Origin of the sequence: Sphingomonas sp. DBB INV C78, from assembly GCF_042693015.1 — a bacterium.
Classification (GTDB): domain Bacteria; phylum Pseudomonadota; class Alphaproteobacteria; order Sphingomonadales; family Sphingomonadaceae; genus Sphingomonas_E.
Map to the genome: position 1 here is coordinate 4,749,252 of NZ_CP170544.1, position 18,105 is coordinate 4,767,356.

The 18,105-nt window shown below is 64.2% G+C and carries 20 protein-coding genes; 12 read left to right on the forward strand and 8 right to left on the reverse strand.

All coding sequences use genetic code 11. The features are described 5' to 3' along the window. Positions 1-18 precede the first annotated feature (18 nt). From ACFB49_RS22695 to ACFB49_RS22730, 8 genes are all read left to right on the forward strand, one after another. Positions 19-1,053, forward strand: coding sequence for a flagellar motor switch protein FliG (locus ACFB49_RS22695; RefSeq protein WP_380873999.1), 1,035 nt, complete (start codon positions 19-21; stop codon positions 1,051-1,053). Between the two features lie 33 nt (positions 1,054-1,086). Beyond that, the gene (locus ACFB49_RS22700; RefSeq protein WP_380874001.1) at positions 1,087-1,761 is read left to right on the forward strand and encodes a flagellar assembly protein H; all 675 of its coding nucleotides are present in this window, start codon (positions 1,087-1,089) and stop codon (positions 1,759-1,761) included. Between the two features lie 104 nt (positions 1,762-1,865). After that, positions 1,866-3,473, forward strand: a complete 1,608-nt coding sequence (fliF, locus tag ACFB49_RS22705) for a flagellar basal-body MS-ring/collar protein FliF (RefSeq protein ID WP_380880086.1) — start codon at positions 1,866-1,868, stop codon at positions 3,471-3,473. Further along, positions 3,470-3,844: a flagellar motor switch protein FliN gene (gene fliN, locus ACFB49_RS22710; RefSeq protein WP_380874002.1), complete on the forward strand. Its 375-nt coding sequence runs from the start codon at positions 3,470-3,472 to the stop codon at positions 3,842-3,844. Before fliF ends, fliN begins: the two co-directional genes overlap by 4 nt. After that, positions 3,844-4,278 (forward strand): helix-turn-helix domain-containing protein, encoded by a 435-nt coding sequence (locus ACFB49_RS22715; protein ID WP_380874003.1) that lies wholly within the window; start codon positions 3,844-3,846, stop codon positions 4,276-4,278. The genes fliN and ACFB49_RS22715 overlap by 1 nt, the downstream gene beginning before the upstream one ends. A 21-nt stretch (positions 4,279-4,299) precedes the next feature. Next, complete coding sequence (flhA, locus tag ACFB49_RS22720) at positions 4,300-6,381, forward strand: flagellar biosynthesis protein FlhA (RefSeq protein ID WP_380874004.1); 2,082 nt, start codon at positions 4,300-4,302, stop codon at positions 6,379-6,381. Positions 6,382-6,451: 70 nt separating this feature from the next. Beyond that, entirely contained in the window at positions 6,452-7,762 is a 1,311-nt protein-coding gene (locus ACFB49_RS22725; protein WP_380874005.1) for a flagellar hook-length control protein FliK, read from the forward strand. A 12-nt stretch (positions 7,763-7,774) separates the two neighbouring features. Then, positions 7,775-8,443, forward strand: coding sequence for a flagellar hook assembly protein FlgD (locus tag ACFB49_RS22730; protein ID WP_380874007.1), 669 nt, complete (start codon positions 7,775-7,777; stop codon positions 8,441-8,443). Positions 8,444-8,543: 100 nt separating this feature from the next. On the opposite strand, the gene ACFB49_RS22735 is transcribed toward ACFB49_RS22730, so the two are convergent. From ACFB49_RS22735 to ACFB49_RS22760, 6 genes are all read right to left on the reverse strand, one after another. Next, positions 8,544-8,783 carry a hypothetical protein gene (locus ACFB49_RS22735; RefSeq protein ID WP_380874008.1) on the reverse strand — a complete coding sequence of 80 codons (240 nt, stop codon included), beginning with the start codon at positions 8,781-8,783 and terminating at the stop codon, positions 8,544-8,546. 409 nt (positions 8,784-9,192) lie between these two features. Beyond that, positions 9,193-10,035, reverse strand: coding sequence for a flagellin (locus tag ACFB49_RS22740; protein ID WP_380874009.1), 843 nt, complete (start codon positions 10,033-10,035; stop codon positions 9,193-9,195). Between the two features lie 256 nt (positions 10,036-10,291). Further along, the gene (gene flgH, locus ACFB49_RS22745; protein ID WP_380874010.1) at positions 10,292-11,020 is read right to left on the reverse strand and encodes a flagellar basal body L-ring protein FlgH; all 729 of its coding nucleotides are present in this window, start codon (positions 11,018-11,020) and stop codon (positions 10,292-10,294) included. A 10-nt stretch (positions 11,021-11,030) separates the two neighbouring features. Continuing rightward, positions 11,031-11,468 carry a flagellar basal body P-ring formation chaperone FlgA gene (flgA, locus tag ACFB49_RS22750; RefSeq protein WP_380874011.1) on the reverse strand — a complete coding sequence of 146 codons (438 nt, stop codon included), beginning with the start codon at positions 11,466-11,468 and terminating at the stop codon, positions 11,031-11,033. A gap of 5 nt (positions 11,469-11,473) precedes the next feature. After that, positions 11,474-12,259: a flagellar basal-body rod protein FlgG gene (gene flgG / locus ACFB49_RS22755; RefSeq protein WP_380874012.1), complete on the reverse strand. Its 786-nt coding sequence runs from the start codon at positions 12,257-12,259 to the stop codon at positions 11,474-11,476. A gap of 46 nt (positions 12,260-12,305) precedes the next feature. Further along, on the reverse strand, positions 12,306-13,049 hold the full coding sequence (locus ACFB49_RS22760) for a flagellar hook-basal body complex protein (protein ID WP_380874014.1): 744 nt from the start codon (positions 13,047-13,049) through the stop codon (positions 12,306-12,308). A gap of 146 nt (positions 13,050-13,195) precedes the next feature. Between ACFB49_RS22760 and ACFB49_RS22765 the strand changes: the two genes are divergently transcribed. From ACFB49_RS22765 to ACFB49_RS22780, 4 genes are read left to right on the forward strand one after another with little or no spacing between them, the layout of a single operon-like run. Further along, positions 13,196-13,696, forward strand: a complete 501-nt coding sequence (locus tag ACFB49_RS22765) for a flagellar basal body-associated FliL family protein (protein WP_380874015.1) — start codon at positions 13,196-13,198, stop codon at positions 13,694-13,696. After that, on the forward strand, positions 13,693-14,721 hold the full coding sequence (fliM, locus tag ACFB49_RS22770) for a flagellar motor switch protein FliM (protein ID WP_380874017.1): 1,029 nt from the start codon (positions 13,693-13,695) through the stop codon (positions 14,719-14,721). Before ACFB49_RS22765 ends, fliM begins: the two co-directional genes overlap by 4 nt. Further along, on the forward strand, positions 14,718-15,182 hold the full coding sequence (locus ACFB49_RS22775) for a DUF6468 domain-containing protein (RefSeq protein ID WP_380874019.1): 465 nt from the start codon (positions 14,718-14,720) through the stop codon (positions 15,180-15,182). The genes fliM and ACFB49_RS22775 overlap by 4 nt, the downstream gene beginning before the upstream one ends. After that, complete coding sequence (locus tag ACFB49_RS22780; RefSeq protein WP_380874020.1) at positions 15,182-15,817, forward strand: MotE family protein; 636 nt, start codon at positions 15,182-15,184, stop codon at positions 15,815-15,817. Before ACFB49_RS22775 ends, ACFB49_RS22780 begins: the two co-directional genes overlap by 1 nt. Before the next feature lie 387 nt (positions 15,818-16,204). On the opposite strand, the gene ACFB49_RS22785 is transcribed toward ACFB49_RS22780, so the two are convergent. After that, positions 16,205-17,368 carry a DUF3644 domain-containing protein gene (locus ACFB49_RS22785; protein ID WP_380874022.1) on the reverse strand — a complete coding sequence of 388 codons (1,164 nt, stop codon included), beginning with the start codon at positions 17,366-17,368 and terminating at the stop codon, positions 16,205-16,207. Positions 17,369-17,669: 301 nt separating this feature from the next. Continuing rightward, positions 17,670-18,098, reverse strand: coding sequence for a hypothetical protein (locus ACFB49_RS22790; protein WP_380874024.1), 429 nt, complete (start codon positions 18,096-18,098; stop codon positions 17,670-17,672). Positions 18,099-18,105 lie beyond the last annotated feature (7 nt).

An 18,105-nucleotide genomic window follows, 5' to 3' on the forward strand; every position in this document is an offset into this window, starting at 1 on the left:
TTTTTTTGGGAGCAGTGCATGAGCGTGATGGTGCCGGTCGGCGAACCGCCCGAGCTGAAGAAATATTCGGGCCTGCAGCGCGCCGGTGCGCTGATGCTGGCGCTCGGCAAGGATCATGGCGCGCCGATCTGGGATCAGTTGACGACCGACGAGATCAAGGAATTGTCGTCCTGCATCGCCCAGCTTGGCCGGGTGCCTTCCGTCGTGGTCGAACATCTGCTCGTCCAGTTTTCGGGCGAGGTTTCGAGCATGGCCACTTTCCATGGCTCGTTCGAGACGACCGAGCGGCTGCTCGACGGCATCCTTCCGCCCGAGCGCGTGAAGGAGATCATGGAGGATATTCGCGGGCCTTCCGGCCGGACGATGTGGGACAAGCTTTCCAACGTCAGCGAAACCGTGCTCGCCGGGTATCTGAAGAATGAATATCCGCAGACGGTGGCGGTGATCCTCCACAAGCTCCGATCCGATCATGCCGCGCGCGTGCTGGCGGAACTGCCGCAGGAACTGGCGACCGATGTCGTGATGCGGATGCTGCGCATGGATACCGTGCAGAAGGACGTGATCCTGCAGGTCGAACAGACGCTGAAGAGCGAGTTCATGAGCAATCTTTCGCGCGCGCAGCGCCGCGATCCGCACGAGACGATGGCCGAGGTGTTCAACGCGCTCGACCGTTCGACCGAGGAAGCGATGCTGACCGCGCTTGACGAGAAGGCGCCGGAATCCGCGGAGCGCATCCGCGCACTGATGTTCACCTTCGAGGATCTGGCGAACCTGTTGCCGGCGGCGATCCAGACGATCGTCCGCAACTGCGCCAAGCGCGAGCTGGCGCTGGCGCTGAAGGGTGCGCCCGAAGAGATGAAGCAGATGTTCTTCGCCGGCATGACCGAGCGCGCCGCCAAGCTGATGCGCGACGACATGGCCGCGATGGGGCCGGTGCGTGCGCGCGAATGCGAAGAGGCGCAGGCCAATCTCGTCCGGCTTGCCAAGTCGCTCGGCGATCGGGGCGAGATCATGCTCGTCGATCCGAAGAGCAATGACGCGATGATCTATTGATCGCCGGATGAAGATGAAGGGGGCTGAGGTTTGATGATGGAGGCTGCCATCAACGTGAAGCCGTTCGGGTTCGATCGCGTGTTTCGATTTGCGGCGGGAGAGCCGCCGCCGAAGACGAACAATGGCGAACTTCACCAGCAGATTGCCGACCTTGAGGCGCAGATCGCGGCTTTGAGAGAGGTTCATGCCGTCGAGATCCTGCGCATCCGCGCCGAAGGATATGAAGCGGGGCTAATGCAGGCGCGGGCCGAGCGCGACACCGCGCTGCTGGCGGCGACCGATGCGCTGCACGCCGCGCTTGACGATGTCGATGCGCGGCTGGCATCGACCGCCGAGACGATGATGCGCGACGCGGCGGACCTCGCTTACATGGCGGCCGATGTCCTCGCTGGCCATGCGGTTGCGCGTGCGCCTGAGCGTGCAATCGACGAGGCATTGGGCCGCGTGCTCCAGCAGGTCACGCGCGGGACGCAGATCGGCATCCGCGTCCATCCGTCGCTGGCGGCGGATATGGAGGAACTCATCGCCAAGCGCCGCAGCCAGGAGCGCCGCAAGCTCGCGCTCGTCGTGCTGGAAGATGCGGACATGGCACCGGGTGACGCCCAGATTTTCTGGGATGAGGGTGGCCTTGGCGTCGATGCCGAGGCGCGTCGCGCCGCCGTTCTGGCCGAAATCGGGCCGCTTCTGAATAATGGGGCTGAAGCGTAAGATATTCTCGCCCGGCAAGTCTTGCCTAGTCGATATCCTCCTATAATGGAGGTGCAAGGGCAGGGGCCTTTGTTTTTCGAAACACGAGGCCTGCCTTGGACGGAATGCGGAATCTGATCGCGCAGCTTGGGCCGCGCCGCCTGATGATGATGGGCGGCGTAGCGCTTGTCCTGCTTCTCGGGCTCGGTGCTCTCGCGATGCGCAGCCCATCGGCGGAGATGGGGTATCTTTACACCGATCTCGATCCGGCGGCGGCGCAGACGATCACCGAGAAACTGAACGCGCAGGGCGTTCCCTTCCAGCTTTCGCCTGACGGCACTTCGGTGATGGCGCCGGTCGAAAAGCTCGCCGAACTACGGATGGCGATGGCCTCCGAACGGCTGGGCGGCAAGATCGGCTATGACGTGCTAGATGCCGAGGAGCCGTTCGGCGTCTCCTCCTCCCGCGCCAAGATGAACGAGACGCGCGCGATCGAAGGCGAACTGTCCCGATCGATCGAAAGCCTCGAACGGGTGTCGAAGGCGCGCGTCCATATCGTCATGCCGGAACGCGCGATGTTCGCGGCCGAACCGCGCAAGGCGACGGCAGCGGTGACGGTCAAGACCAACGGCCGGCTGACCGGCGAGACGGTGCAGGCGATCCGCTACCTCGTCTCCTCCTCGGTTCCCGAACTTGCGCCCGAAAGCGTATCGATCGTCGACCAGTCGGGCGCGCTGCTGGCCCGTGCCGGCGAAGGCGGCGGCGCCGGATCGTCCGAGATCGAGGAACGCCAGGCGGCGGTGGAAGCGCGGCTGCGTTCGCAGATCGAGGCGATGATCGAGCCGATCGTCGGTGCGGGCAAGGTTCGCGCCGAGGTTTCCGCGATGCTCGATCGCGATCAGATGCGCGAGGAAGCCGAGACGTTCGATCCCGACAAGCAGGTCATCGCGCATCAGGTGACGGTGGAATCGAACGACCAGAATGACGAGAGCGCGGCCGGTGCGGAAGGCGTCACAGTCGGCACCCAGTTGCCCGAGAATGAGGGTGCGATCACCGGCAATGGTGGCGAGACCCGCCGTTCGGCCCGCAACGAATCCTCCGAAGACATCACCTTCCAGAACAGCCGTACCCAGACGGTGAGTGTGCGCACGCCGGGCAAGATCAACCGGCTGACGGTGGCCGTGATGGTCGATGGCGGCCCCAATGGCCTGCCGCAGCCGCAGATCCAGCGGCTGACCCGGCTGGTCGAGAATACGGTCGGCTTCGATGCCGAGCGTGGCGACAGCGTGGTCGTGGAGAGCATGGCCTTTGCCACGCCGACCGACGCCGACGCGACCGAAAGCGCGCTGCCCTTCGGCATCACCACCGACCATCTGATCGGCCTGTTGAAGATATTGGTGATCGCCGGCGTGGCGCTGGTCGCGGTGCGAATGCTGCGCCCCAGGATCGTCACCCCCTTGCCCGCGAACGAAGCGGTGCCCGAGCAACTGACCGCGCAGACGCCCGAAATGCTCGACCTCGCCACCCGCGCCGCCGACGGCGACGAAGAGGCGATGCGTCAGCTTGAAGCGATGCGCGAGGGCGACCCCGACGTGCCGCTGCTCGATCAGGAGATCGCGCTGGCCCAGGTCGACGGCCGCATCAAACTCTCGGCGCTGCGCCGCATCGGTGACGCCGTCGCCAGCAACCCGGCCGAGGCTGCCTCGGTAATCCGCCAATGGATGAACGCATGAAGGATGATCTGATGACCAACGACGCCGAAGCCCGGTTGCTTGCGCCCACGCAGTTCGGCGGCGAAGGCGATGACGCCGGCGGCCAGGCGGAAGATTGGAATTATGAACGCCCGACCGGCCCGGCCACGCCCGACGATCTGCATGCGGTGTTCGACGTGCCGGTCAAGGTGCAGGCGGTGCTCGGCCGATCGCGGATGGACATTGGCGAACTGCTGCGGCTGAAGCAGGGTGCGGTGGTGGAGCTTGATCGCCGCGTCGGCGAGCCGGTCGACATCTTCGTCAACAACCGCCTGATCGCGCGCGGCGAAGTCGTGCTGATCGACAGCGCGCTTGGCGTTACCCTCACCGAAATCGTTCGGCAGGATCGTTGATGCCGGATTGTGCAAGCGATCCCGCGCGCCTGCTGCTGGTCGGCGATGCCGACAGCGCGCTTGGCGTGGCGAAGGAAATGGCCGGTGTGTCCGGCGCATCGCTCGCGGTGTGCAGCACGAGCAGCGAAGCGCTGGAACGGCTGTGGCGGATGCGCGGTGATCTGGTGATGATCGATGTTCCCGTCGACGTGCCCGACATCCTGGCCCGGCTGCGCGGCGACCGCGCGGCGCCGGCCGAAAGCCTGCCGAGCATCGACGGGCTGGTCGGCCGCACCGTGGCGGAAGTGGAGCGCGCGCTGATCCTGCGGACGCTCGCTCATTGCCGCGGCAACCGCACCTCCGCCTCGACGATCCTCGGTATCTCCGTCCGGACGATGCGCAACAAGCTGCGCACCTTCATCGAAGACGGCATCCCGGTCGCGCCCGCCAGCTAGTCCATGCTTTCGGAGCCTTTCATGCCCACCCAGATCGACCAGTTCCTGAAGCGGCTCGGGCCGGGGCGCGATCTCGCGCTCGCGCTGGGCGTGATCGCGATTATCGCGATGCTGATCCTGCCGATGCCCGGCTGGCTGCTCGATTTCGGGCTCGCTTTGTCGATCACGGCGTCGGTGTTGATCATGATGACGGCCTTGTTCATCGACAAGCCGCTCCAGCTTTCGAGCTTTCCGACGATCCTGCTGATCGTGACGATGTTGCGACTGGGCCTCAACCTCGCCTCGACGCGGCTGATCCTGGGGCATGGGCATGAAGGGCATCATGCCGCCGGCGGCGTGATCGCGGCGTTCGGCGAGTTCCTGATGGGTGGCGAGACGGTGATCGGCCTCACCATCTTCATCATCCTGATCGTCATCAATTTCGTCGTCATTACCAAGGGTGCGGGCCGCATCGCCGAGGTTGGCGCGCGCTTCAGCCTGGACGCGATGCCGGGCAAGCAGATGGCGATCGACGCCGATCTTTCGGCCGGCATGATCACCGAGGTGCAGGCGCGCGAACGCCGTGCCGAGATCGAAGCGGAAAGCGGCTTTTATGGCGCGATGGACGGTGCATCGAAGTTCGTGAAGGGCGACGCCGTCGCCGCGCTGCTGATCACCGCGATCAACATCATCGTCGGCCTGATCGTCGGCGTCGTCATCCATGGCGTGCCGTTCGGCGAGGCGTTCCACACCTATACGATTCTGACGGTCGGCGATGGCCTGGTAAGCCAGATCCCGGCGCTGATCGTGTCGACGGCGGCGGGTCTGCTGGTTTCCAAGGGCGGCGTCGCCGGCAAGACCGGCGCGGCGCTGAGCGATCAGCTCGGCCGCTATCCCAAGGCGTTCGGCATGGTCGCCGCGCTGATGCTGGTGCTCGGCCTGGTCCCCGGCATGCCCTTCCTGCCCTTCGCAGTGCTGGGCGGGCTGTGCGGCTGGCTGGCGTGGAAGATGAACCAGCGCAACGAGGCGGAGGCCGCCCGCGCGCGGATCGAGGAATCGATTGCGCAGCAGCAGAACGCGCAGACCGAGGAGCCGATCACGCGCACGCTGGCGATGGATGCGATCCGTATCGAACTTGGCTATGGGTTGCTGCCGCTGATCAACGATTCCCAGGCCGAGCCGCGGCTGGACGATCAGGTTCGCGCGCTCCGCCGCCAGATGGCGATTGATTTCGGCTTCGTGCTGCCGGCGGTCCGCATCCTCGACAATATGGCGCTGCAGGCCAATGAATATGTCGTCTACGTCAAGGAAACCGAGGCTGCGCGCGGCGAGATCCGGCTCGACAAATTGCTCGTCATCAATCCTGGTGGCGGATCGGTGGGCATTGCCGGCGAGGAGACGCGCGAGCCGGTGTTCGGCCTGCCGGCGCTGTGGATCGACCGCGACCTGCGCGACGAAGCGGGCTTCCGCGGCCTCACCGTCGTCGCAAGCGGCACCGTCGTCACGACGCACCTGACCGAGATCGTGAAGGACAATATCGCGGATCTCCTGTCCTACACCGAGGCGCAGAAGCTACTGACCGAAGTGCATAAGGAATCCGAGAAGCTGGTGGCCGATATCGTGCCGTCCAAGGTTTCGGTGTCGGGCGTGCAGCGCATCCTGCAGAATCTGCTGTCCGAAGGCGTGTCGATCCGCGACATCCCGACGATCCTGGAGGGTGTGGCCGAAGCGACGGCCTTCACCCAGAATATCACGCAGATGACCGAACATGCCCGCAGCCGGCTGGCGCGGCAGATCTCCGCGCAGCAAACCCGCGACGGTACGATCCCGATCGTCACCTTGTCGCCGCGCTGGGACACCGAGTTCACCGAAAGCATCGTCGGCCATGGCGACGACCGCCATCTCGCCATGGCGCCGTCGAGCCTGCAGGGCTTCATCGCTTCGGTCCGCGAGACCTATGACAAGCTCGCCTCCGACGGGGAAATCCCCTGCATGCTGACGAGCCCGGCGATCCGCCCGTTCGTGCGCTCGATCATCGAGCGGGTGCGGCCGGCGACCGTGGTGCTTTCGCAGAACGAGATCCACGCCCGCGCGCGCATCCGCACGCTCGGAACGATCGGCTGAACCTCCCGACCGCCGACTTTTATCCTATAATGATGGAAATGACGCGGCTTAGCGCCACACGGAGCGCCGAATGAACATAGCGACGATTGCTGCCATCCTTACTCCAGGCCGCCCTGCCGGCGGCACGACGACCAGCGAGGGCGGGACTGGCGCCAGCGCCGGCACCGCTGCCGGAACGGTGGTAGCCGGAGAATTTGGTGGATTGATCGAAATCGCTACTCCGGCTCCGCCTGCCACGGCAGCGTCCCGGATCGCGCCGACCCCGACGCCGGGAATGGCGGTGGATCGAATGCCGCAGATGCCGGCGGTCGCGACCCAGCCGATCGCGGCGGAAGAGGCGGTGATGGCCGAAGGTGAGGGGGCGGTCGTCGCGCCGCTGCCGGAGCCCGATCCCATCGCGCCGCCGCCCGCCAAGCCTGGCCCCAAGCAGACTGCGCCGACCGAAATCATCGTCGATGCGGATGCGGCTGCCATCGTGCCGGCGGGAAATGTCGTGGCAGGTGCGGTCGATGTTGCGCCGGCGACCGCGGATGAAACCATAGTGACGGTTGCCATCGTCGATGGTGACGCGGAGGATGCGCCGGCACCGGCCGACGAGAGTGATGCTCCGGCTGATGCGGCGCCGCCGGTGGTGACAGCCAACGTGCCTCCCGCTCCGAACAAGCCCGTTGCGGCACCGATTCAGATCGCGGCCAATGATATGGCGGCGGCGGACGACGCGCCTGTGGACGATGCGTCCCAGATCACCGTCGACCAGCCCGCTCTGGCGATCAAGAAGGCGGCGGACGCTATTCCTCTCATGGACATGGCCAGTGCGGCCCCGGCGGGTGATGCGCCCGATGTGCTGCCCTCACCTCTGCTGAGCCAGGCGCTGCCCAATGTCGCGGCGCGCCCCGTGGGCCAGCCCTATCCGGTCGCGCATCACGCGCCCGTCGAGCATGTCGTGACCGCCCAGCCGGGCCAGATCGGCCGCGAGATGGGCGTCGCGATTGCGCGCAGCGTTTCGGCCGGCAAGGACGAGGTGATGATCCGGCTCGATCCAGCCGAGATGGGGCGGATCGACGTCCGCCTCTCCTTCGACCGCGATGGGGGCTTACGGGCCGTGATGGCGGCCGACAGCCCGGCGGCGCTCGATATGCTGCGGCGGGACGCCGGCGACCTTACCCGCGCGCTGGCCGATGCCGGCGTGCGTGCGGACTCGCAATCGCTCCGCTTTGACAGCCGCGGTGCGGATGCTGGCCAGTCCGGCCAGCGTTCGTGGCAGGGATCGGACGGCCGGGGCAATCCCGGCGGCCAGACCGGCCGCGGCAAGGACAATGGCGAAGATCAACCCGTTTACCGGCAGCTCCGCGCGAGCGGCCGCGTGGACCTGATGGCTTAAGGATCAACCGACATGACGACAGTTTATGGCAGCGATGTCGCGCAGACGATCGCCGGCGCCGCCAATACCGCGGCCAAGAGCACGATCGGCGCGGATTTCAACATGTTCCTGAAACTGCTGACGGCGCAGATGCAGAACCAGGACCCGCTCGATCCAATGGATACGTCGGAATATACCCAGCAGCTCGTGCAATATTCGCAGGTCGAACAGTCGATCCAGCAGACCAGCACGCTCGAGGAGATCGTCGCGCGGCTGGCGTCGCAGGACATGGCCCAGGCGTCGAACTTCATCGGCCGCGAGGCGCGGTTCGATTCTCCCGTCGCCGGCTTGGGTTCCGCCCCGGCGACCTGGACCTATTATGCCGATGGCACACCGACCGCGATCACCGCGACGATCAAGGATTCATCGGGCAAGGTGGTCAGCGAGACGACTATCGATCCGACCTCGCAGGGGCGCTACGAATGGGACGGCAAGCTGGCCGACGGCAGCAAGGCAGCCGATGGCGCCTATACGCTGTCGCTGAAGGCGGTGGATGCCAACGGCACGGTGATGCCGGTCACGATCAATTCGGTCGCCACCGTCAAGGATGTGGTGACCGACGGCGCGAACGTGCTGCTGGGCGTGAACGGTATCCGCATGCCGATGAGCGGCCTGGTGGCGATTTCCGCCGCGGCGAGCTGATACGAAAAACGGCGCCTGCGGGCGCCGTCTCTCTGATCCTGCACCCCTTGCCGGCGATGTCGGCGAGGGGTTTTTGCTGCTGAAGCGATGTAGCGTGCGTCTAGCTCGAACGGCGTTCGGCGATCGAGGTGACCGTGTCGATCGACGTCAGCGGGCGCAGGCCGAAATCGACCATGTGGCAGCCGGCAATGCTGGACGGCAGCGTTAGCATGGTCAGGCAATCCTCGACCGAGGGATCTTCCCGCGGGCCGATCATGTCCTCGATATCGGCGAGCGTCAGGCCCGGCGTCTCGGCACAGCGGCGCGCCGCGGCATTCCATAATGCCGTTACGTCATCCACTGCCAACATCAGTGTAAGTTGATATTGTCGGGCGGGTTTTCTGTTCACGACAGCGACAGCAGAAACATCGGCAGCAACGCAGGCGTCCATTAAAAGAACCTCATTCGAACTCGATCCGAATTTCTGGCCTCGCCCCCCCAAATAGACGATGGCGCGGCCTCGGTGGTGCCGTGCGCATGCCAGGGCCTGTCATTCATAACTTCCCGATAACCAACTAAGGGAATTCCCTTATCTGTGGAATGAATCGTCATTCCCGCGGGATAGAGGGTTAATGCCGGCACGGCCTTCCCGAGCGGGAGCGCCGGAGCGGCCCCACGCGAAAAGGCCGGGATGACGAACATCCCGGCCTTCCCGAACGATCGGTTCCACCCCGTGGGGGTGAGGGGAGGGGTGGAACCAGTCACAGCCCTTAGCGGAACAGCGACAGGATCGTCTGCGGCGCCTGGTTGGCGATGCCCAGAGCCTGAACGCCCAGCTGCTGCTGGACCTGCAGGGCCTGGAGACGCGCCGATTCCTTCGCCAGATCGGCGTCGACCAAGTTGCCGATGCCGCTTTCAACCACGTCGGACAGCTTGCTGGTGAACTGCAGCTGGCCGTCGATCTTGCGCGAAGCCGCGCCGAGATCGCTGAGGCTGGTGTTGACGTCGGTGATGATGCCGTCGAGCGTGCCGACCATCGTCTCGGCGTCGGTCTGCGAAGCAATACCGGTCGTGATCGCCGCGGTGACCGAGGTTTCGAAACCCTGGTTGGCGACGTTCAGCGTGTCGGTGGTGCCGCCGGTGTCGACGTTGAGCGACTGGAGAGCCGCAACCGCCGTGGTGCCCGTGAAGGCGCCGTCGAGCAGGTTGGTGTTGTTGAACTCCGAAGCCTCGATGATCGTGGTGATCTGTTCCTTCAGAGCCGTGAAGTCCTTGTCGATCGCCGTGCGGCTATCGGCATCGAGACCGGCATCAGCCGCCTCATAGGCCTTCGACTTCATCTGGTTGAGGACGTCGGAGATCTGCTCTGCACCGGCAATCGCGGTGTCGGTCACGCTCTTCGCGTTGTTGAGCGAGGAGGTGACGGCCTTCAGGCCGCCCAGGTCGCCGCGAAGCGTCTGGGCGATCGTGTACTTGGCCGAGTCATCCTTGGTCGAGGCGACCGACATACCGGTGTTGATCCGGTTCTGCACGGTCGACAGGCCGCGGTTGGTCGCGTTGAGGCTCTGGAGAGCTGCCATCGCGCCGACATTGGTGTTTACGGAAAACGCCATTTTTCATTCCTTCTAGAATAGAGGCCGACTTCTTCGGCCTGGGCCAGTGCGCTGGCCCGCGACGATCCCAACCCCTTGGGTCGCCTTTCATTCTGGGAAGGAATTATGGGATGCCAAAGCGACGTGCACTTTTTATTTATCCTTAACAAAGCGTTGACGACGAATGTGTCGGGGCCGGAACGAGAAGCGGCCCACGCCTCCTGCCGACCGGGATCGGAAGGAGGCGTGGGCCGGTGCGACGCCGGTGGGCCGGGGATCAGAAGGGGAAGAGCGCGTCGTAGATCTGCTGGCCCCAGCGCGCCTGCTGCGCGTCGGTTAACTGGCCGCGGCCGCCATAGCTGATCCGCGCCTCGGCGATCTTGCTGTGGGCGATGCTGTTGTCGCGGGCGATATCCTCTGGACGGACGACACCGGAGACGATCAGCTCGCGCAGTTCGAAATTGACGCGCATCTCCTGTCGTCCACGGATCAGCAAATTGCCGTTGGGGAGGACGCCGGTGACGATCGCAGCGATCGTCATGTTGATCTGTTCGCTGCGCGACGTGTTGCCCGCGCCGTTGGAGGTGGACGTGGAATCCGCACGCACCAGATTGGGGTTGGCCGGCTCCAGCCCGAACAATTTACCGAGATTGGCGCTTTCCGCGCCGTCTCGCGAACGGGTGGTGGTGTTGCCGACGACGGCGCGATCCTGGACGTTGACCCGGATCGTCAGGATGTCGCCCACCTGCGACGCGCGCTGATCGCGCAGGAAGGCACCGGCGCCAGTACGGAACAGCGAGGCGCTGGGCGGCGGCGGCACGGCGGCGGGGGACTGGCCCGAGCGATGGGCGGCGGCCTGGTTGCCGAGCGAGGGTTCGATCAGCGGTGCGGCCGGATCGTCCATCGGCGTCATCTTGGGCGCGCGGCCGACATTGGTCAGCCGTTCCGGGATGTTGCAGCCGGACAGCAAGGTCGCGACCAGCAGCACGGGCAGAATGGGCTTCATCGAAACTCTCCTATTGGCCGGCGACGCGGACGCGGCCCGATGGCTCGACAATGCCGTCGAGCGTGCGGTTGGTGCTCGTGTTGAGCACGCGCACATTGTCGCCGGCGCCGCCGTCGGTCATCGCGCGGCCGGCGCTGGTAATGGTGAGCGGGCCGGAGACCAAGGCGATCGTCACCGCCTCGCCACGACGCACGAGCCGCGGGCGGACGACGTCGTTGGTACGGACGGGCGCACCCGCGGCCAGCCGCCGCACGGCTTCCTTGCCAGCCGCGGCCTGCGGCTGGATGGCGCTGCGGGCGATGCTCGCCATCACGGGGGCGACAACGAAGTCGCCGGCCGACAATATCTCGCCTTTCTCGACCGTGCGGGCGAGCACGGGCGCATCGACCGTCGCCGCCGCGGCCGGCGCGGCACCGGCGAGCAGCGCCGCGATGAACAAGCTCGCCATGACGATCAGCGGAGCTGGCTGGAGGTGGCGAGCATCTCGTCCGCCGTCTTCACCACGCGGCTGTTCATCTCATAGGCACGCTGAGCGGTAATGAGCGCGGTGATTTCGGAGACGGGATTGACGTTCGACGCTTCCAGGAAACCTTGCGTCAGCGTGCCAAAGCCGGGTTCGCCGGGGACTGCCACAGTCGGCTGGCCGGAGGCTGCGGTTTCGAGGAAGAGATTGCCGCCGATCGCTTCCAGACCGCCTTCATTGACGAAGGTCGCGAGTTCGAGCTGGCCGACGGTCTGTAGTTCGGGCTGACCAGCGAGCTTGACCTGCACCTCGCCCGTCTTGGACACGACGACATCGATCGCGCCCTGCGGGATGGTGATATCGGGCTGGACGCGATAGCCGTCCGCGGTGACAAGCTCGCCTTGGTCCGAAGGCTGGAACGAACCTGCGCGGGTGTAGCCGATCTCGCCCGAGGGCAACTGGATCTGGAAATAGCCGGTGCCGTCGATGGCGATGTCATAGCGGTTGCCGGTGTTGGTCATCGGCCCCTGTTCGGTAATGCGATAGACGCCGCCGGTGCGGACGCCGGCGCCGATCTGGATGCCCGAGGGAACCTTAGTGCCGTCCGCGCTCGATGCGGCGCCGGGGCGCGAAACCTGCTGGTAGAGCAGATCCTGAAACTCGGCACGCTGCCGCTTGAAAGCGGTCGTGTTCATGTTGGCGATGTTGTTCGAGACCACGTCGACATTGGTCTGCTGGGCAAGCATGCCGGTGGCGGCGATGGAAAGAGAGCGCATGTCGGTCGAACCTTTCTGGGAGAATATGAGGGGAAGGCGGTCGGGATCAGTTCACGCGGCCGAGCCGGCTGATCGCCTGCTTGCGGATGTCGTTCAGGCTTTCGGTCATCCGCATGCTATTCTGATAGGATCGCAGAATCTCGACCATGTTGGTGGTCTCGACGATCGGCTGGACGTTGGACGCCTCGACGCCGCCGACCTTGAGCCTGGTTTCGCGGGCGGCGAGGGGGCGGCCGCCGGTGCCGGTCATCATCCCGTCGCCGCGCGGCGAGACCATATTCTCGTCGGCGAAATTGGTGACGGCGATGCGGCCGAGCGGGCCTTCGCGGCCCATGACGGTGCCGTCGGCGGCGATCGTCACCGATGATTGCTGATCTTCCGGCACATTGATCGGGCGGCCATTGTCGCCCAGGATGCGCTGGCCGCTCGAAATGGCGAGATCGCCGGATTCCAATATCTTGATAAAGCCGGCGCGCGTGTAGGCGACGCCGCCTTCGGGCGTTTCGACATTGATATAGCCGGGGCCGTCGATCATCACGTCGAGCGGATTGCCGGTCGCCTGGAAGGCGCCCTGGGCGGTATCGTGGATCGCGCCATAATCGAGCACGAAGCTCGTCTTCCTGGCGTCCTCGACCAGGGCCTCGCGCGCATTTTCCACATATTCATGGAACAGCGGCTGTTCGCGCTTGAAGCCCACGGTGCTGCTGTTGGCCATATTATTCGCCGCGACGTCGAGCCGGCGGCGGAGCGCCTGCTCATGGCTCAGCAGCACATAGGATGACACGTCCATCAAACCACCTCGAAAAATTCGGCGATAAATGTCGAGCAGGCAAAAATTGCCGATCGCTCATCCTATAATAGGAGGGAAATCGTGAGACCGGACGCGCTGCCCCCTTTTCGATGGTGGTGCCCCGGGAGCCTCAAGGGGGTGAATGCGTGCAGACCAATGCAATCAGTGAACCGGCACCGGCGACGCAGGCTGCGCTGCCCGCGCCGCGCCCGCGCTTCGGCAAGCGCGGCATCATCATTGCCGCCGGCGCGGCGCTGCTGCTTGGCGGCGTCGGTGCGGGCTTCGCCTTCCTCGGCGGCGAGGGCGAGGAGGAGAAGGTGGTGGCTGCCGGCGACGCATCGTCCGAAGCCTATGTCGAAGTGCCGCCGATGATCGTCAATCTGCGCAGCAGCGACGGCCATGTCCGCTTCCTGAAGCTGCGCTTCATCGTCGTCGCCGCGGATGCCGCGCGCACCGACGAGATCAAGGAACGGCTGCCCGTCATCCTCGATGCGCTGCAGCCCTTCCTGCGCGAGCTGCGGCCCGAGGATCTCAACGGATCGGCGGCGGTGTTCCGCGTCAAGGAAGAAATGATGGCCCGCGCGGCGAGCGCCATCGGTGCCGGCGCGGTCCGCGACATCCTCATCCAGGATCTGGTGCAGCAATGAGCGACGATTTCGAGGATTTCGAGGATTTCGCGCTGCCCGACCCGCCGGTCATGCCGGTGGGCGCGGAGGTCACGTTCGACCAGGCCGGCATCGACGCCTTGTTCGGCTTCGACGGCGGGTCGCCGGCTCCGCAGAAGAGCGGCCTCAAGGCCGTCATCGAATCCAATGTCATCAGCCATGAACGGCTGCCGATGCTGGAGGTCGTGTGCGAACGCATGGTGCGCACCTTCGCCACCAGCATGCGCAACCTCACGTCGGACGCGATCGACGTCAGCCTGGAGGAGATTACCTCCACGCGCTTCGGCGAGTTTATGAACCGGGTGGCGCTGCCGGCGATGCTGGGGGTGTTCAAGGTCGTCGAATGGGAGAATTACGGTGTCGTCACCGTGGATTCGAGCCTGATCTACGCGGTTGTCGATGCCCTGCTCGGCGGGCGCAAGGGCAACAGCTCGCTCCGCATCGACGGCCGCGCCTTCACCACGATCGAAACCATGCTGGTATCCAAGATGATCCAGCTCGCGCTCGACGAATTCTCCGCCTCGTTCGAGGCGATCGAGCCGGTGACGATGGAACTGGAACGCGTCGAGGCGAGCCCGCGCTTTGCCGCGATCGCCGGGCCCAGCAACATCGCCGCGGTCGCCACCTTCCGCGTCGACATGGAAGGGCGCGGCGGCAAGTTCAGCATCCTGCTGCCTTATGCGACGATCGAGCCGGTCCGCGAAAAGCTGCTCCAGCGCTTCATGGGCGAAAAGCTTGGCCGCGACCGCATCTGGGAAACGCATATGGCGACGGAGCTGCGCCATACCGAGGTGATGGTCGATGTCGTGCTGGGCGAAAAGCATATGCGCGTCCACGACGTGATGGCGCTCGCCGTCGGCCAGACCATCCCCCTCAACCGCGGGCCGGACGATCCGCTGGAGGTGCATTGTGGCGGCGTCGCGCTGGGCCACGCCCATATCGGCCAGCGCTGCAGCAACATTGCCATCCGCATGGCCACCGACATTTCGAAGGGTTTCCCCAAATGACGTTCGCGACCTTCATCAACATCCTCCTCATGCTGCTGTGTGTCGCCGTGCTCGTGCAGAGCGCGCGGATGATACGGAGCTTCGATGCCATCAAGTCGGGCGATCTCGGCGAGACGGTGAAGCAGCTCGACAATGCGACGGCCCAGGCCCGCGCGGTGCTGGCCGAGCTGAAGACGATCCTTGCGACCGATGGCGCCGCCAGCGTGCGCACCATCCAGTCGGGTGAATCGCTGCGCGACGAGCTTTCGGTGATGGTCGGTATCGGCAATGCCGTGGCCGAACGCATCATGGATGCGGCCGCGGTTGCCGGTGAACGCAGCAAGGAAAGCGAAGCGGCAGCGCCGGCCAAGGCGCCCCGCAAGCGCGCCGTCGCGGCACCGGCCAAGCCGAAGCGCGCGCGGACCAAGCCGACGCCGGCCGAAGCCGCGATCGTCGAAGCGGCGCTGGCGGAGGCGGCGTGATGCCCCCGTCCTCGTCGCCGTCATCGTCATCGTCCCCGTCGCTCATGTCCCGCGCCGGCGATCTCGCGTCGCAGGTGCCGGGGATGGTCCGGGCGATGACGCGCCGCCGGCCGACCTTGCTGTCGCTGACCGCGGGCGTCGCGGCCATCTCGGCTGTCGCCAACGCCGTCGCCGCGACGACGCCCCCGGCGGATCAGCAGCCGGCGACCCGGCTCGGCACCTCGATCCAGCAGAGCGTGCGTGAGCGCGATCAGGCGCTGGCGCAGCAGAAGCGCGTGCTGGAACTGCGCGAGCAGGCAGCGCGCGCGACCGAGGCGCGGCTGAAGGCCGACCTTGAGGCGCGCCAGGCGCAGGCGGCGCCGGCCGGATCGGCAGCGGCAGGCGGCAAGGCGGCTGTGGCGGCGGACGAGCCCTATGACGAGCTTGCCCGCATCTACCAGACGATGAAGCCCGCCAAGGCGGCGGTGATCTTCGAACGGCTGGACCTCGACGTGCAGACCGAGATCGCCAAGCGGATGCGCGAGCGATCGACCGCTTTGATCGTGTCGAACATGAAGCCCGACGCGGCGGTGCAACTCAGCATGGCGCTGGCAGGCAGGGGCGCGAAGCCGCGGCCGGCGGTGGAGGCGCGATAAGCGAAGTTGAGGAAGTTGAGGGTTGCGAGCGCATTTTCGCAATCCTCCGCAAAGCGGCATCCGACGATGGGAAAGAGCGGGAAAGCGCGGAAATCCGCGCCTTTCCGGTGATTATAGCAATATGAGCCCTTGTAGGACAGCGTGAGGCGGGCGCGACAGGGACGCGACCGGTTCGAGCCACGAAGCGACAGGAATGCGCCTGCGGCGCGATAGTCAGGCGACGGGACGCTATGCCAGCGCGACAGTGACGAGGCACCCGTGCGACAGTAGCGCCGCGAAAGAGCGGCACCGAAGCGACGATTCGTCCGTAAGGGATTGGGAGGCACAATCTTGTAAGTCACCATCATATCGCACGATCCGTCGCCCGATCCATCAGGGGTGCGACTCTCAAGCGGTAACGATCTCTTTTATCTTATCAATGCCTTCCTGATACCAAAACCATTGACCACCAAGTTCAATTGCAAGTCCCTTCGCGGCGCTCTTGAGATCATTAAGCTTCCAAGCTTGCTGAAATTCGTAGCTAGTCACAATCAAACCGTAGTCGTCCTCAAGCTTTTTAATAGATTCCTTCATGCGAAACTTAGGACGTTCGACGTGCTTAATTGCTACCTCCACATCGGACCCGACCGGGCTGTAGATAACTGCCTGATCAGCCTTTTTTAAGTTGTTCGTGACTTTCGGAACAACATACACGCGGAAAGCGTAAGCTGGATCGTTAAACTCGGCCGATGACATCGGTGCTTCTAATAGGGCGTTCACAGCTGCAACGGTTTTGGCGACCGGTATCGCCCCTTTGAGCACGTTCGGAGATTTCAGTGTGAGCGCCTGAAGTTGGATCGTGAAAGAAAGATCATGAGAGAAATCGTATTTGTTTCCGAAGTTTTCTCTGGCATATCTTAGAAAATTTAACGCATTAGCCTGTATCTTTGCCTGAATAGCCTCATTGATATCCTCGCTTGAACGATGCTCAATGGCGTTACGTATGGCGATAAGATATTTGAGATTTGCCTTCTCTCCCGCGGATAACCCAGATTCTGTCCGTTCGATACAGTAGCTAAGCTCCCATAGTTTTTCCTGACCATCTATCATTATGGTCGTTCCGTCCGGATTCCTATAAACCGGGGCGACGCCTTGATCCGTCAGGCGAGCGTGAAGGAGATAGGTCCATGCAATGATGGACAGGACGACAAAAGTTTCTGACCTGGTAAATAGTATATTATTATTATATATGAGAACGGCGGTCTTAAATATTTCAACGGATTTGCGAACTTGAGCTACGACGTAGCTGGTTTCATAGAATCCAAGCTGCTCTGCCAAGGATGAAATTTTAGAATACTGATACAGAAGGGCGTCGACATCAATTTTCGACGCTGCCGCAATTGCTCGATAACGAGGGCTCGTACCCTTCCGTATGCCGCCTATCTCGCGATGGTTGAAATTGCGCTCTAGAAAGCTGAAAATCGCTAAAGCCTGCTGATCGTTTAAGGCTTTGTGTTGGATCAAGCCTTTTATGAGTGCAACTTCACGATCCGTCAGAATGACCTTTGCCATGCCCGTTGGGCTCCCCCGTTACCATGCCGACAGTCTAGGTCAGGATAATGGCGGGGCACAATGCTCGTCGGGCGTCAAAGACTTGGCCAGTCAGGAGCGGCGCAAGTCTATGCATATCTATTTGAACATGGGTGCTCACGAGCGCTCTTCGTAGCGGATTATGTGCAACCCGTTCATAAGGCGCTGACCCGCTGTGTCGTCCTGAGCCTTCGCCGTGCTCATTTCAGCAAACAGGAACTGCCCGTTTGCATGCCGCCATCCGCATCATCGACGCTAGCCTGCAACCCCACCACCCCACCCCTCAAGCCGGGACCGCAGCCACCTTCACGATCAGCACGCGGGCGATGCCGGGGTGGGCGCTTTTCAGGGCGGCGTTGAGGTCGGCGCTGAGCTTTGCGACATTCACCGGGGTCAGGCCGGAGGCGTAGAGGCGCGAGAATTCGATTGCGGTGGCGAGCGAGGTGGCGCGCAGGCGGGGCATGTCCTTGCCCAGTTCCGTGGCGGCGGCGGGGGTGGTCGCCTCGATCACCAGGGTGACGCTGAGCGAGCCTTCGATGCGGCTGGCGCTGAAGATCGGTGCGGTGATTTCTTCCATCGTCAGGAATTGCGGGCCGGCGGTGGCGGGCTTGCCGCTGGCGGCGGCGGGCGCAGCATCGGCCGCGATCGCGGCGGGGCCGGCGGCGATCGCGCTTGTCGCGACGCCCACGGCCAGGATTGTTCTGCGCACCATCGGCTCC